Genomic DNA, 14,101 nt, shown 5'->3' on the forward strand with positions numbered 1-14,101 from the left:
AGGCCCAGCAGGCCGAACAGCAGGCCGAACAGCAGGCCGAACACAAGCGGCCAGCCGCATAGCCCGGCGCTGACGCGGGAGCTGGAAGCGTGGTGGCGGGATGGTGGCGGGTGGGCTGGCATCGATGGATTGGGTGATGGTCGCGCGGGAATTGGCGGCAACGCCGTTTGCTGTAGAGTACCCATTTTAATCGACTCTCGGTGGCACACGGGTATTCATGTCCTGCCGGCATGGCGCCCGCTCCGGTATCATGACGCCTTTTGCCCGCGAGATATTCATGCTCAGTCCCGACCAGTTCCTGGCCTTCCTGGCCGCCGCCGTCTTGATCACCGCCAGTCCCGGCCCCGACAACCTGATGGTGCTGGGCGTGGGCATGTCGCGCGGGCGCCGCCAGGGCATGGTGTTCGGCCTGGGCTGCGCCCTTGGCTGCCTCACGCACACGGTGCTGGCGACCATCGGCGTGTCGGCCCTGCTGGCCGCCTCGCCCACGGCATTTACGGCGCTGAAAGTGGCTGGCGGCCTGTACCTGGTGTGGCTGGGCATCGGTGCCTTGCGCAGCCGTGGCGGCGCCAGAGTCGATGGCGCGGCCGCCTTGCCCGACGAGTCCTTGCTGCGCCTGTTCGGCAAAGGACTGTTTGCCAACAGTATCAATCCGAAAGTCGTGCTGTTTTTTCTGTCGTTCTTGCCGCAGTTTATCGTCGCGGGCCAGGGCAATGCCAGCTGGCAGACGGCGCAGCTGGGCCTGGTCTTTACGGCGCAGGCTTGCGTGCTGTTCGGCCTGCTCGGCTATTTTTCCGGCGCCGTCGGCCTGTGGCTCAACCGCCGCCCGCGCGCCGGGCTGTGGCTGGACCGCGTGGCCGGCACCATCTTCATCGGCCTGGGCTTGCGCCTGATCCTGGCGCGCTGAGTTCTTGCCGGGCGGTAATGCGAAACGCCAGTTCCATCTGGTCCTGCACGGCCATGGCGCCGCCCAGGATGGCGAACGGCACGATGCCGAAGTCGCTCTGTTTTAATAGCAGGCTGCCGCTGGCCTGCAGGCGTCGTCCATCGGCCGCTTGCTCGATGCGCACGGGCAGCCGCACTGTGCGCGTCACGCCATGCACGGTGATGTCGGCCTCAAACACCTGCTGGTCGCCGGTGCGGCGCGCCTCGATGCTGACCCACGGATAACGCTCGGCGTCCAGCACGCGCACCAGCATGTTGTGGCGCGTGCCAGCGATGGCGTCGGCCGACGGCGCCGTCGTCAGCCCGGCCGCCTGGCGCAAGCCCTCTTCATCCACACTCATCTCGTCGAGCCGGAACTGGAATTGCGCGCGTCCCGGCGCGGGCGCCACCACGCCCTGCACGGTGCGGCTGGCGATCACGTGGTCATGTCCCAGGCGGGCCAGCGCGCCGCCGCGCCGCACGGTGATGGTCAGCAGCGATTCCTGCGGGACGATATGCAGCACGCGCATGCCCGTCTGTTGCCACGCGGGCGCGGATGTGGCGGATATGGCGGCAGGGACAGTCGGCGCAGGTGCCTGGGCGGGAGCGGGCGGCAAGGGCGTGCAGGCCGCCAGCACGGCGCAGGCGAGCAGAAACGTGGTGCGGATGGCGGACGACAGGCGGCGGTTCTGGCTGGGCATGGGCAGAGAAGAGGGCAGGGGCGATGGGGCAATAGTACGCGATCGGCGCGGCGGCGCGCGTGCAATGTTAGAGCTACGTCATAAGGCGGTCATATGGCGCTGCTATGATGCTTTTGTTGGCACACAGCATGCGTTGCGCACATCACTACGTTCCGGGAGCGATAGGATGCAGGCATGACTCAACAGCTTAGCCGGTGAGCTCAACCATCGGCACCAGACATGTAAGGTTTGTTTTACAGCAATGATCGCAGGGTGGGGCAGGGGAAATGCAGGGATCGGGCGGGGATTTAATGAAGTCCTAAGCCTGTCTCGACGAAGGACTGGCATAGTGGATACATGGCGCACGGAAACCCCGAGCGCAAGGTTGCCGGACACCTCAATGACCGGCACGATTTCCGCTTTCCTGTTTTTCCCAGTTTATCCCTGCGCTCTGAAACAGCGTTTCAACCGGCTACCGCACTGTGCGAAGCCGGTTTTTTTTGCCTGCGTTTTTATCGGTGTTCATCACCTCCCGGCGCCGCGGCGCCGGGAAATCCAATCAGCCCGCCTGTTTCGCCAGCCACGCATCGACCGCCGGCAGGCGCTCGGCGCGCACCTTGATGCGGTACCTGATGCCGGCCACGGAACTGTCGGCATCGCCGCGCGCGCCGGCCGGCAGGTTGGCTTGCGCATACGCTTCCAGCTTGGCGATCATCTGCGGTTGCGCCGAGCCGGCGGCCAGGCGCGGGAAGTAGCGGCTGCGCGAACTGGCGTCGATGCGCGCATTGACTTGCTCCAGGTGCGCCAGCGCGAAGTCGAAGGCCAGTTCGGGATGCGTGCGCGACACGCGCGAGATCATGGCCGGGCTGTTGGTCACGCCCGGTTCCTCCGTCAGCGCCAGCGCCAATGCGCGCCGCGCCAGGGCGGGATCGTCGCTCGATGCCAGCAGGTCGTACAGCTGGTTCTTCACCAGCGGCGTCTTTTCCTGCTGCGCCCTGGCGTGCAGCTGCTCCCAGGTGGCGGCGTCCGCATGCTGCGCCACCACGCCCAGGATGGTGCGGCGCAGCGGCGCTGGCATGGCGGCAGGGTCTTGCTCGCTGGCCGCATGGCGGCGGCGCGCCTCCGCGATCACGCCCGGTTCACCCATGTCGCCGAGGATGGCGATCAGCTGGCCGCGCAGGGTCGCCACGCTCGATGCTTCGCCCGCGCGCGCTTCCCAGCCCGTCTGCGCCATCATCGGCGTCAGGCGCGCCATGGCGTAGCGGCCGAAGGCCTGCTGGCGCGCGGGGTCGCCGGCGTATTGTTCGTACAGGCTATTGAGCGAGGCGGCTACCTTGCCCAGCACCTGCGGGTCGGCCGACAGCGGCGTGGCTTTGATCAGTTCCAGGAAGCCGGCCGGGTCTTGCAAGCCCGCCATGCCCAGCGACTGGCTGTCCGCCAGCAAGCCCAGCTGATCGATCGGCGCCAGACGCGCGAAACTGCGCGCCAGCGCGCGCGTGCCGGTGGGCGCGTACAGGGTGCGGTAGTAGCCGCTCTGGCCCGCGTTCACCAGCAGGGCGCCGCAGCCGGGCACGTTCAATGTCGCCTTGCCGTTCCTGACCAGCACGCGGGCCAGCTTGCCGTTGCCGACGGTCGAAGCGATCACCGGCACTTTCCACGACAGCGGCTTTTTGTCCGGCTGGTCCTTGGAAAATTCCGTCTGCGTCAGGGTCACGCGCGTATTGCCCTTTCTGCACACGGCCTCGCCCACCGTGATCATCGGCACGCCCGGCTGCAGGGTGAAATCATGGGCGATGGCGCTGACGGGCTTGCCGGCGGCCGCATCGACTTCGCGCCACAGGTCGTCCGACACCGTATTGCCATACGCATGCTTGCGCATGTAGCTGCGCACGGCCGTGCGCCAGGTGTCGGCGCCGACATACGCTTCGAGCATGCGGATCACCGCTTCGCCCTTCTGGTAGGTGATGCCGTCGAAGGCCTGGCTGGCTTGCTCCACGGTGGCGATGCGCTGCACCACCGGATGCGTGGTGCGCAGCGCGTCCTGGCTCATGGCCGATTCGCGCCCGCCCACGTTGGACAGGGCCGTGTTCCATTCCGGGTGCAGACGCTCCGTGGTGCGGCTTTCCATCCACGACGCAAACCCCTCGTTGAGCCACAGGTCGTCCCACCAGCGCATGGTGACCAGGTCGCCGAACCACTGGTGCGCCATTTCATGCGACAGCGTGGTGTAGATGTTTTCCTTGTCCGACTGGGTCGAGATGGCCGGGTCGAGCAGCAGGCCGTATTCGAAGGTGAAGACGGCGCCCCAGTTTTCCATGGCGCCGAAGAACTGGCTGCGGCCCGGCGCGGCGATGTTGTCGAGCTTGGGCAGCGGGTAGCGCACACCGAAGTAATCGTTGTACTCGCGCAGCAGGGCGCTTGACTCGTCGAGCGCGAAGCGGCTTTGCGCCAGCGCGCCCTTTTTCGTGATGACGCCCACTTCCGTGCCGTCGGCCATCTTTGTCGCCCGTTCGAAGTCGCCCAGGCCGAAGAACAGCAGATACGTCGACATGCGCGGCGTGGTGGCGAAGTACACGTGCTTCTTGCCATAGCCCATCTCCTCGCTGCGGGCAATCGGCATGTTGCTGACGGCCATCTGGCTGCTCGGCACGACCACACTGAGATCGAAGGTGGCCTTGTAGTCCGGTTCATCCCACGATGGCAGCATGCTGCGCGCATCGGAATTTTCGAACTGCGTGTACAGCGCGCGCTGGCGGCCTTGCGGCGTGTCGTAGTCGAGCGAGAACAGGCCCGTGGCCTGCGTGCCGATCTTGCCGGTGTAATCGATGCGCAACAGGTACTCGCCCTTGGCCACGGGTTCGGCGAAATGCACGGTGGCCGTCTGCTTGTCCGCATCGAACTCGATCTTGCGCGTCACCTGCTTGCTGCCGCCCTTGCCTTCGATGGCGGCGGCGGCAAATGCCAGGTTCAAGGCATTGAAGGTGATGCTGGCCGTCGGCGTGTCGACGGCCACCTTGATGGCGGCTTCGCCCTTGAAGGTGGAAGCGGCGGCGTCCGGCGTGATCGACACGATATAGTGCAAGGGCGTGACGCCGCGCGGCAACTGCGTGGTGGTGCCGGGCGCATGGCTGGCCGAGACGTATCGGGCGGCGGGAGCGGCGTTGCCCGCATGGGCTGCGGTGATGGAAGCCAATGCCAGGACGGCGGCGGCCAGTTGGCTGCGCCGGAAGCGCGAAGTCGGTGTGCGATGCATGGTATGCCCTTGGTGCATGGATAAAACGCCCGCCAGCCGGATAGGCTGCGGGCGTTGATGACGGTTGGGGGACATCGCTGGAACTGGTGGCCAGCGTTCCCGTACAGCAATCTAAGGCGAAACGGGGGCAAAGTCAACGCGCCGGGGGCGCCGCACCATGCCGGTGCGCTGGTATGATGGACGCCTGACCGTACTGCCACAGGCCAGTCCCGCAGCGGATTGGCCGCCACCATAACGAGACGAGACCCACGCACATGAAACTGACTATCAGCCCCCGCACGCCCAATCCGCGCCGCGTCACCATGTTCATCGCCGAGAAAGGCATCACCGGCATCGAGGAAGTGGCGCTCGACCTGATGGCGGGCCAGCACCGCGATCCCGCCTTCCTGGCGAAAAACCCGCTGGGCCGCGTGCCCGTGCTGGAACTGGACGACGGGCGCGTGCTGACCGAGACGCGCGCCATTTGCACCTACCTGGAAGGCTTGCAGCCGCAGCCGAACCTGATGGGCGAAGGCTTCGAGGAGCGCGCCTTCATTGAAATGGCCGACCGCCGCGTGGAACTGCACCTGTTCAGCGCCGCCGCCAACTGGGTGCGCCATGGCCATCCGGCCCTGGTGGCGCTGGAAAACCCGCAGTTTCCCGATTTCGCCACGGCGCAGGCGGGCAAGCTGCGCGAGACGGCGCAATGGCTGGACCAGGTGCTGGCCGGCCAGCCCTACATCGCCGGCGAGCGGTTTACGATTGCCGACATCACGGCCTTCTGCGCGCTGGAATTTGCGCGCGGCCTGATGAAATACCGTCCAGGCGCGGAAGGGTTGTCCAACCTGCAGGCTTACCGCGACCGCATCGCCGAGCGGCCCAGCGCGCAGGCGAAGTAGACCATGCGTGCGGGCCGCTTCAATATGTTGTCGGCTTACGCCCGTTGGGCTAAGCCGACCTACGCCGACCGACAGCCCGGTAGCCGGGTAGGTCGGATTAGCGCGTGAGCGCGTAATCCGACACCACCACATTACTTCAGCTGCTCCAGCAGGAAGGTGTAGGTCAGCGCCCACATCAGCGCCTGCTGGTCGTTGTTGGCGGCGCCCGCATGGCCGCCTTCCGTGTTTTCCCAGTACAGCACGTCGTGGCCTTGCTCTTCCATCTTCGCCACCATCTTGCGCGCATGGCCGGGGTGGACCCGGTCGTCGCGCGTCGAGGTGGTAAACAACACGCGCGGATACTTCTTGTCCTTGAAGACGTTCTGGTACGGCGAGTACTTGCTGATGTAAGCCCATTGTTCCGCCACGTCCGGGTCGCCGTACTCTCCCATCCACGAAGCGCCCGCCAGCAGCTTGTTATAGCGGCGCATGTCGAGCAGCGGCACCTGGCTGACGACGGCATTGAACAGGTCGGGCCGCTGCACCAGCACGGCGCCCGTCAGCAGGCCGCCATTGCTGCCGCCCATGATGCCCAGGTGACGCGGACTGGTGACTTTGCGCTTGATCAAATCCTGCGCCACGGAGATGAAATCGTCATACGCGCGCTGGCGGTTTTCCTTCAATGCCGCCTGGTGCCAGCGGGGGCCGAATTCGCCGCCGCCGCGGATATTGGCCAGCACATACACGCCGCCCTTTTCCAGCCACGCCACGCCCGTGGTGCCGCTGTAGCTTGGTTTCAGCGACACTTCGAAGCCGCCGTAGCCATACAGCACCGTGGGGTTGCTGCCATCGAACTTCGTCTTCTTGTTCATGATGGCGAAGTAGGGCACCTTGGTACCGTCCTTCGACGTCGATTCGAACTGCTCCACCTTGTACGGCGTCGCGTCGTAGTAGGCGGGCAGCGACTTGATTTTCGTGCGCTTGTCACTTTGCGCCGTGGCCAGGTACAGGGTGGTCGGGTTGAGGAAGTCCGTCACCGTCAGGAAGTACTGGTCCGAGTCGACCGGATCGAGCGCGCTGACGGCCAGGGTGCCCAGCTTCGGCGCATCGACGCTGCGGCGCTGCCACTTGCCGTTCACGTGGCGCAGTTCGGTCAGGCGGTTCTTGACCTTGTCCAGAGTGGTGACGAGGATGGCTGACCTGGTCGGCGTGACATTGTCCAGCGAAGACGTGGCCGTGGGCGCGTACAGCACTTCCAGCTCCTGCTTGCCCTGCATGAAGCCCTTGAAGTCGGTCGCCAGCAATGAGCCTTGCAGGTAGGTCTTGCCATTCACTTTCCAGTCCGAACGCAGGGTGATGATCAATTGATCGCGCACGGTGAAGGCCGTGGCGTCGTCCGGCTTCGGCACTTTCTTCAAGTCGGCGCCGTCGCGCAGGAACATTTCGCCGCTGTAGAAATCGATTTGCCGCTCGATGAACTGGTGTTCGTGGCCGGGCGTGAAGTCCTTGTAGGCGCCGGCGCTCAGGTCGTCGGCCTTGGCTTCATACAGCGTGTGCGCCTGCGCCAGCGGCGTGCCGCGCTGCCACTCTTTGATGATGCGCGGGTAGCCGGAGCTGGTCATCGTGCCGGGTCCGAAATCGGTGGAGACGAACAGGGTATCGGCGTCGATCCAGCTGGCGCTGCCCTTCGCTTCGGGCAGGGTGAAGCCGCCGTCGACAAAGGCGCGCTTGGCCACGTCGTATTCGCGCACCACCTTGGCATCGCCGCCGCCGCGCGACAGGGAAATGAGGCAGCGTTCGCCCTTCGGATACAGACACGAGGCGCCGCCCCAGACCCAGTTTTCATGCTCGCCGGCGGCCAGCTGGTCGAGGTCGATCACGGTTTCCCACGCGGGTTCGGCCAGCTGGTACTGCGCCAGCGTGGTGCGGCGCCAGATGCCGCGCACATGCTGGGCGTCACGCCAGAAATTGTAGTAAAACTCGCCTTCCTTGCTGACGTAGGGAATGCGTTCCTTCGAGTTGAGGATGGTTTTCAGGCGCGCCTGCAGGGCCGGGAAGCCGGGCCGGGCTTCCAGCTCTTTGGTGGTGACGGCATTGTGCTGCTTGACCCAGGCCAGCGGCTTGTCGCCGAGGACTTCTTCCAGCCACAAATGGGGATCGGTGTTGGCGGCGGCAGGGGCGGGGGCTTGTGCGTGGGCGATGCCCGCTGCGGCCAGACCGAGCAGCATGCTGCCGGCGAGAGTGCGATATGACGACATGTAAGGTTCCTGGTTGGTTCGGTGGAGGCCGCGTTGCAAGCAAAACGGCGCAGCCATGGTGCCATGGATTGCTGTGAGGAACCAGTGTCTATGGACGGCTACCTGAAAAAATAGTTACTTTTCCAATATTGTTTGCTGGAAAAGAGCGGGGCCGTAGAATCTGCGGCACCTGGTGTACTCGTCCGTGCCGTTGCCGTACGCTGATCCGCGGCGTTCACGGCAGCTGATTGACCCATACAGGCGCCGACCAGACGATATTGCCGTCGTCCTGCGTCAGGCGCGCGTAATAGAAGTGGGGGCCGGGCGCGGGCGTGAGGGTGGTCTCGGCCTGGTCCGATATGGGGGTGACGGAGCCGTTGCCGCCCGGCACGCCGTGGAAGATGGCGACGGCCGCTGCCTGCCGTCCCGCGCTGTTGCTGAAACTGGTAGATAGTTGCAAAGGCCCGTGGTTGTCGAAGCGTTCGCCCATCAGCTTGCCATTCGCCGTAAACAGCAGCTGCGCGTGCTTGTCCATGGTGGCAAAGACGCGGCGCGCGCGTAGCGCGTCGAACAGTTGCTCGCGCGATAGCGGCGTATTCGCATCGGCGATCACCAGCACAGCCGTGCGGTTGCCGTAGGCGGCGCCCCAGTTGGCGCAGTGGTTATCCTGGTTGCTGCTGAAGGCCACGTGGTAGCCGGCCGTCAGGGCCCGGTTGCAGGCCGCCTCGTAATTGCTGCGCCGCGTTTCCGTTTCCTCGTCGTTGGTGGAAAAGGCGGACGTGTTCATCACTTCGCACAGCACCATGGCCGCGTCGCCATCTTGTGTGTAGCCCAGCGGCTGGCCGTTGACGAGAAACTGGCCCGCATAAGCAGGATGGTTGAACTGGCCGATCCAGCCCCGTTCGCGCATCAGCGCATACAGGGCGGCGTAGTCGCTTTTCGGCGTTTCCACCTCGGCCAGCAATTCTCCGCCAGCATTCCTTTCCCAGCCCAGCAACTGCTCGCTGTTGACAATGTTCAGGTGGCCGCCCTTGTTGATGACGCCCCACTCCATGCCGTACAGGGCCAGGAAGCCCGGGTGGGCAGCCGTATAGGCGGCCGCTTCGGCCAGTCCCGTGTGGTACAGGGCCTTGGCTTCTGCCGGCACGGCGGCGGTGTTGGTGCCGTCCGAGCCGTCATACATATGGTTGTGCTCGGACGTCAGCAGGGCGTCCAGGCCGTGGTCCTGCGCATACTTATAGGCATCGATGGGGCCGAAGGGCGCCGTTTGCGGCTCCTGCGCGCCATGGCAGGCATCAAGCGCCGCGCCGCCGTCGCTGTGGCGCGTCTGGCTGTGCAGGTTGGCGTAGACGATGCGGTAGTCGGGTGCGCCATCCAGGCGGAGCAAGCCTGCATGGAACGCGGGCACCTGCGGCAGCGCGGCGCCGGCCCGGTTGACGGCGATGGGCCACACTTGTTCCACGGCGGCTTCGCGGGGCGTGCCCTGGTCCGCCACGGCCAGCAGGCGCAGCTGGTACAAGCCGTCCGGCGCCAGCATGCGCCGTTCGCGCGCATCGGCGTCGGCGCGGCCATCCCAGGGCAAGGTGATGTTACGGCCGCCGGCACCCACCTGTTCCGTGCCCGACCAGCGCCGCAGCATGGCCCCTTGCGGGCCGGGACCGGACAAGGTCAGTGTCCAGCGCACGGCATGGGGGCGCCCTGCGTCCGGATAACTGAGGCGCACAATAAATGTACGTGACTGCGAGCTGCGCGCCTGCGTGACCCGCTCGCCGCGCGCCACGTGGAAAGGCGCGACCACGGTCGCGTCCAGTTCGCTGTGCTCGCGAGGCTCTGGCGAACCATCTTGCGCTGCAGCACTATTGCTCCAGCCGATCAACAGCGCCCCCACGCAGGCGCAGGCCAGCGTCCGCGCCACGCGTGGCGGCACTTGCCGCAGTTGCCCGAGCATGCCGGCCTCCGCTTTCCTAATTTGATGGCAGTTAGACAATCCTTGCCATGTTCGAGTTCCGCGACGCACCAAGAAGAGGCGTGCCTGCACCGCCATTGGCCATGATCTGGCGCAAAGTCCGTGCGGATAGGGGCGCTTGCCCTTGCCGGGCTTGGCACGGCGCTTGCTACACAAGAGATACGGATCAACGGCGATCCCCTGAATAAACGCACAACGGTCCAACGACGGACCACCTGGACAACGGCGTCCGCTCTGGCTGATTTTTTTCATCGGCGGGGGCGGGCGCCGTTTTTGTTTGCATTTTTGTTATTTTCGGGATACTTCGGGAAACCATCATGGCCAGCCAAAAAGCAACAAGCATCGCGCTCTTCTCCCTCGCCACGCCGCCCATGCGCGCATTCCACCTGACGTGGATGGCATTTTTCGTATGTTTCTTCGCCTGGTTCGCCTGCGCGCCGCTGATGCCTGTCATCAAGGGCGAGTTTGGCCTTTCCCTGGCGCAAGTGGCGAATATCAATATCGCCGCCGTCGCCATCACCATCCTCGTGCGCCTGATCGTGGGGCCCTTGTGCGACCGCTACGGCCCGCGCAAGACGTACACGGGCTTGCTGCTGCTGGGCGCCATTCCCGTGCTGGGCGTGGCCGCTTCGCAAAGCTATGAAAGCTTTCTGTTCTTCCGCCTGGGCATCGGCGCCGTCGGCGCCAGCTTTGTCATCACGCAATATCACACCTCCGTGATGTTCGCGCCCCGCGTGGTGGGCACGGCGAATGCGGCGGCCGCCGGCTGGGGCAATGCGGGCGGCGGCGCGGCGCAGGCGCTGATGCCGCTGCTGCTCGGTGCCGTGCTGATGCTGGGCGTGTCCGAATCGCTGGGCTGGCGCATCGCCCTGCTGGTGCCGGGCGTGCTGATGCTGGTGATGGCCGTGCTGTACTGGCGCTATACGCAGGATTGCCCGGAAGGAGATTACTCGGACTTGCGCAAGGCCGGCATTGCCATCGAGGGAAAAAAGGGTGGCTGGGACAGCTTCAAGGCCGCCAGCTCCAACTACCGCGTGTGGCTGCTGTTCGTCACCTACGGCGCCTGCTTCGGCATCGAAATCTTCATCCACAACATCGCCGCCGTGTATTACGTCGACCATTTCGGCCTGTCCTTGAAATCGGCTGGCCTGGCCGCCGGCAGCTTCGGCTTGCTGGCCCTGTTTGCCCGCGCCCTCGGTGGCTGGCTGTCCGACAAACTGGCCCTGCGCGGCAACCTGAACAGCCGCGTGACCCTGCTGTTCATGCTGATGATCGGCGAGGGCGTGGGCTTGCTGTGGTTTGCCAAGGTCGACAGCGTCACCTGGGCCGTCATCGCCATGCTGGTCTTCGGCCTGTTCACCCACATGGCGTGCGGCGCCACCTACGCGCTGGTGCCCTTCATCGACAGCCGCGCGCTCGGTGGCGTGGCCGGCATCATCGGCGCGGGCGGCAACGTGGGCGCCGTGGCCGCCGGCTTCCTGATGAAGGGCACGGGCGACATCCGCCAGACCTTGATCATCTTGAGCGCGCTGGTGGTGGTCTCGGCCCTGTGCGCCATCGCCGCCCGTTTTACGGGGCTGGCGGCCGAACCGACCATGGCTGCGGCCTGAGGAGAGCAGAATGAACCACCCCGTGAAGATCGTCGTCCTCGGCCATGGCATGGTCGGGCACAAATTCCTCGAACGCCTGGCCCTGGAAAACGCGCCGCACTTGTCCGTGACGGTCTTGTGCGAAGAGCCGCGCCCCGCCTACGATCGCGTGCACCTGTCCGAATTTTTCAACGGCAAATCGGCCGAGGATCTCTCCCTGGTGGCGCCCGGCTTCTTCGACAAGGGCAACGTCGTCCTGAAACTGAATGCGCGGGCCGTGTCCATCGACCGCGCGGCGAAGACCGTCACGGCCAGCACGGGCGAAGTGCTGGCCTATGACAAACTGGTGTTCGCCACCGGCTCGACGCCGTTCGTGCCGCCGCTGCCGGGCAAAGAGCGCGATGGCTGCTTCGTCTACCGCACCATCGAAGACCTGGAAGCCATGCTGGCCTGGGGCGCCAAGTCCACCACGGGCGTGGTGATCGGCGGCGGGCTGCTGGGACTCGAATGCGCGAAGGCCTTGCGCGATTTGCAGCTCGACACCCACGTGGTGGAATTCGCGCCGCGCCTGATGGCGGTGCAGGTCGATGAGGGCGGCGCGCGCGTCCTGCGCCGCAAGATCGAGGAACTGGGCGTGACCGTGCACACGCAAAAGAACACCTTGGCCATCGTCGACGGTGTAGCAGCCACGCACCGCATGCAGTTCGCCGACGGCAGCCACCTGGAAGCGGACATGATCGTCTTCTCGGCCGGCATCCGCCCGCGCGACGAACTGGCGCGCGCCTGCGGCCTGGACGTGGGACCGCGGGGCGGCATCGCCATCGACGACCGCTGCGTCACCTCCGACCCCGACATTTATGCCATCGGCGAATGCGCGCTGTGGGGCGGCTTGATCTTTGGCCTGGTGGCACCCGGCTACGAGATGGCGCGCATCGCCGCGCGCCACCTGCTGCAGGAGGAGGGCGAAACGTCGTTCAAGGGCGCCGACATGAGCACCAAGCTCAAACTGATGGGCGTGGACGTGGCCAGTCTGGGCGACCCGCACGGCAATGCGCCGGGCAGCCGCTCCTACCAGTTCATGGACGAGCGCAAGCAGATCTACAAGAAGATCGTCGTCTCCGATTGCGGCAAGTATTTGCTGGGCGGCGTGATGGTGGGCGACGCCAGCGAATACGGCACGCTCTTGCAGATGATGCTCAATAAAATCGAGCTGCCCGAGTTCCCCGAGTTCCTGATCCTGCCGCAGGCGGACGGCCAGCAAAAGGTGGGCCTGGGCGTCGATGCCTTGCCCGAGTCGGCGCAAATCTGCTCGTGCAACGACGTCTCGAAAGGCGCGCTGTGCGCCGCCGTGGCCGAGGGCGCGACGACGATAGGCGCGCTCAAAAGCTGCACCAAGGCGGGCACCGCCTGCGGCGGCTGCGTGCCGCTGGTGACGCAGATCATGAAGGCGGAAATGCAGAAGCAGGGCCTGATGGTGAACAACCACGTGTGCGAGCACTTTGCGTACTCGCGCCAGGAGCTGCACCATCTGGTACGTGTCGGTAAAATCCGCAGCTTCGCAGAACTGCTGGCGGCGCATGGCCAGGGCCTGGGTTGCGATGTGTGCAAGCCCGTGGCGGCGAATATCCTCGCCTCGTGCTGGAACGATTTCGTGCTGTCGCCCGTGCACGCCAGCCTGCAGGACAGTAACGATTATTTTCTCGGCAATATCCAGAAGGATGGCACGTACTCGGTGGTGCCGCGCATGCCGGGCGGCGAAGTGACGGCCGACGGTTTGATCGCCGTCGGTACGGTGGCGAAAAAATACGGGCTATATACGAAGATCACGGGCGGCCAGCGGGTCGACCTGTTCGGCGCCCGCGTCGACCAGTTGCCGGCCATCTGGGAAGAGCTGATCGCGGCCGGCTTCGAATCGGGCCACGCCTACGGCAAGTCGCTGCGCACGGTCAAATCGTGCGTCGGCTCCACCTGGTGCCGCTACGGCGTGGCCGACAGCGTGGGCTTTGCGATCGAGCTGGAAAACCGCTACAAGGGCTTGCGCACGCCGCACAAGATCAAGTTCGGCGTCTCCGGCTGCACGCGCGAATGCGCCGAGGCGCAGGGCAAGGACATCGGCCTGATCGCCACGGAAAAGGGCTGGAATTTGTACGTGTGCGGCAATGGCGGCATGAAGCCGCGCCATGCGGAACTGATCGCATCGGACCTTGATGAAGCCACCCTGGTGCGCTACGTCGACCGCTTCCTGATGTTTTATGTGCGCACGGCCGACCGCCTGCAGCGCACCAGCGTGTGGCGCGACAACCTGGAAGGCGGGCTCGATTACCTCAAGCGCGTCATCATCGACGACAGCCTGGGCCTGGGCGCCGAGCTGGAGGCGGACATGCAGCACGTGGTCGACACCTATGCCTGCGAGTGGAAAGCGGCCGTCACCGACCCCGCCGTGCGCCAGCGCTTCCGCCACTTCGTCAACAGCGAGAAAAACGATGAAAACGTGGTGTTCGTGGAAGAGCGGGGCCAGATCCGGCCCGCCACGCCGATTGAACGCCGCAGCAGCGTGATCCCCATCCTTGCCGTGGAGGCTTGAGCCATGAATGC

Annotated in this window: 8 protein-coding genes; 4 read left to right on the plus strand and 4 right to left on the minus strand. The window is 65.3% G+C overall.

What is annotated here, in order from left to right; all coding sequences use genetic code 11:
* Positions 1–277 precede the first annotated feature (277 nt).
* Positions 278–907 carry a LysE family translocator gene (locus K0F86_RS11775; protein WP_219134710.1) on the plus strand — a complete coding sequence of 210 codons (630 nt, stop codon included), beginning with the start codon at positions 278–280 and terminating at the stop codon, positions 905–907.
* Here the strand turns inward: K0F86_RS11775 and K0F86_RS11780 are convergent.
* Together K0F86_RS11780 and K0F86_RS11785 are read right to left on the minus strand one after the other, a co-directional pair.
* Positions 870–1,625: a YceI family protein gene (locus tag K0F86_RS11780; protein WP_257572113.1), complete on the minus strand. Its 756-nt coding sequence runs from the start codon at positions 1,623–1,625 to the stop codon at positions 870–872. The two genes, K0F86_RS11775 and K0F86_RS11780, sit on opposite strands and share 38 nt — an antisense overlap.
* Before the next feature lie 538 nt (positions 1,626–2,163).
* On the minus strand, positions 2,164–4,857 hold the full coding sequence (locus K0F86_RS11785) for a M1 family metallopeptidase (protein ID WP_219134568.1): 2,694 nt from the start codon (positions 4,855–4,857) through the stop codon (positions 2,164–2,166).
* A gap of 254 nt (positions 4,858–5,111) precedes the next feature.
* On the opposite strand from K0F86_RS11785, the gene K0F86_RS11790 reads away from it, so the two are divergent.
* Entirely contained in the window at positions 5,112–5,735 is a 624-nt protein-coding gene (locus K0F86_RS11790) for a glutathione S-transferase family protein (RefSeq protein ID WP_219134569.1), read from the plus strand.
* 131 nt (positions 5,736–5,866) lie between these two features.
* Here K0F86_RS11790 and K0F86_RS11795 read toward each other — a convergent pair whose 3' ends face one another.
* Both K0F86_RS11795 and K0F86_RS11800 read right to left on the minus strand, forming a co-directional pair.
* Positions 5,867–7,972 (minus strand): prolyl oligopeptidase family protein, encoded by a 2,106-nt coding sequence (locus K0F86_RS11795; RefSeq protein WP_257572114.1) that lies wholly within the window; start codon positions 7,970–7,972, stop codon positions 5,867–5,869.
* A gap of 214 nt (positions 7,973–8,186) precedes the next feature.
* Complete coding sequence (locus tag K0F86_RS11800; RefSeq protein ID WP_219134570.1) at positions 8,187–9,899, minus strand: CehA/McbA family metallohydrolase; 1,713 nt, start codon at positions 9,897–9,899, stop codon at positions 8,187–8,189.
* Between the two features lie 335 nt (positions 9,900–10,234).
* Between K0F86_RS11800 and K0F86_RS11805 the strand changes: the two genes are divergently transcribed.
* Positions 10,235–11,527: an MFS transporter gene (locus K0F86_RS11805; RefSeq protein ID WP_219134571.1), complete on the plus strand. Its 1,293-nt coding sequence runs from the start codon at positions 10,235–10,237 to the stop codon at positions 11,525–11,527.
* 10 nt (positions 11,528–11,537) lie between these two features.
* Positions 11,538–14,090, plus strand: coding sequence for a nitrite reductase large subunit NirB (gene nirB, locus K0F86_RS11810; RefSeq protein ID WP_219134572.1), 2,553 nt, complete (start codon positions 11,538–11,540; stop codon positions 14,088–14,090).
* Positions 14,091–14,101: the final 11 nt, after the last annotated feature.

Origin of the sequence: Janthinobacterium sp. UMAB-60 (genome assembly GCF_900095235.1) — a bacterium.
Classification (GTDB): Bacteria; Pseudomonadota; Gammaproteobacteria; order Burkholderiales; family Burkholderiaceae_D; genus Janthinobacterium.

What these genes read in the sequence shown, in the direction of transcription:
- K0F86_RS11775 (WP_219134710.1), top strand. Translation starts at nt 278, where the DNA reads ATGCTCAGTCCCGACCAGTTCCTGGCCTTCCTGGCCGCCGCCGTCTTG.
- K0F86_RS11780 (WP_257572113.1), bottom strand. Translation starts at nt 1,625, where the DNA reads ATGCCCAGCCAGAACCGCCGCCTGTCGTCCGCCATCCGCACCACGTTT.
- K0F86_RS11785 (WP_219134568.1), bottom strand. Translation starts at nt 4,857, where the DNA reads ATGCATCGCACACCGACTTCGCGCTTCCGGCGCAGCCAACTGGCCGCC.
- K0F86_RS11790 (WP_219134569.1), top strand. Translation starts at nt 5,112, where the DNA reads ATGAAACTGACTATCAGCCCCCGCACGCCCAATCCGCGCCGCGTCACC.
- K0F86_RS11795 (WP_257572114.1), bottom strand. Translation starts at nt 7,972, where the DNA reads ATGTCGTCATATCGCACTCTCGCCGGCAGCATGCTGCTCGGTCTGGCC.
- K0F86_RS11800 (WP_219134570.1), bottom strand. Translation starts at nt 9,899, where the DNA reads ATGCTCGGGCAACTGCGGCAAGTGCCGCCACGCGTGGCGCGGACGCTG.
- K0F86_RS11805 (WP_219134571.1), top strand. Translation starts at nt 10,235, where the DNA reads ATGGCCAGCCAAAAAGCAACAAGCATCGCGCTCTTCTCCCTCGCCACG.
- nirB (WP_219134572.1), top strand. Translation starts at nt 11,538, where the DNA reads ATGAACCACCCCGTGAAGATCGTCGTCCTCGGCCATGGCATGGTCGGG.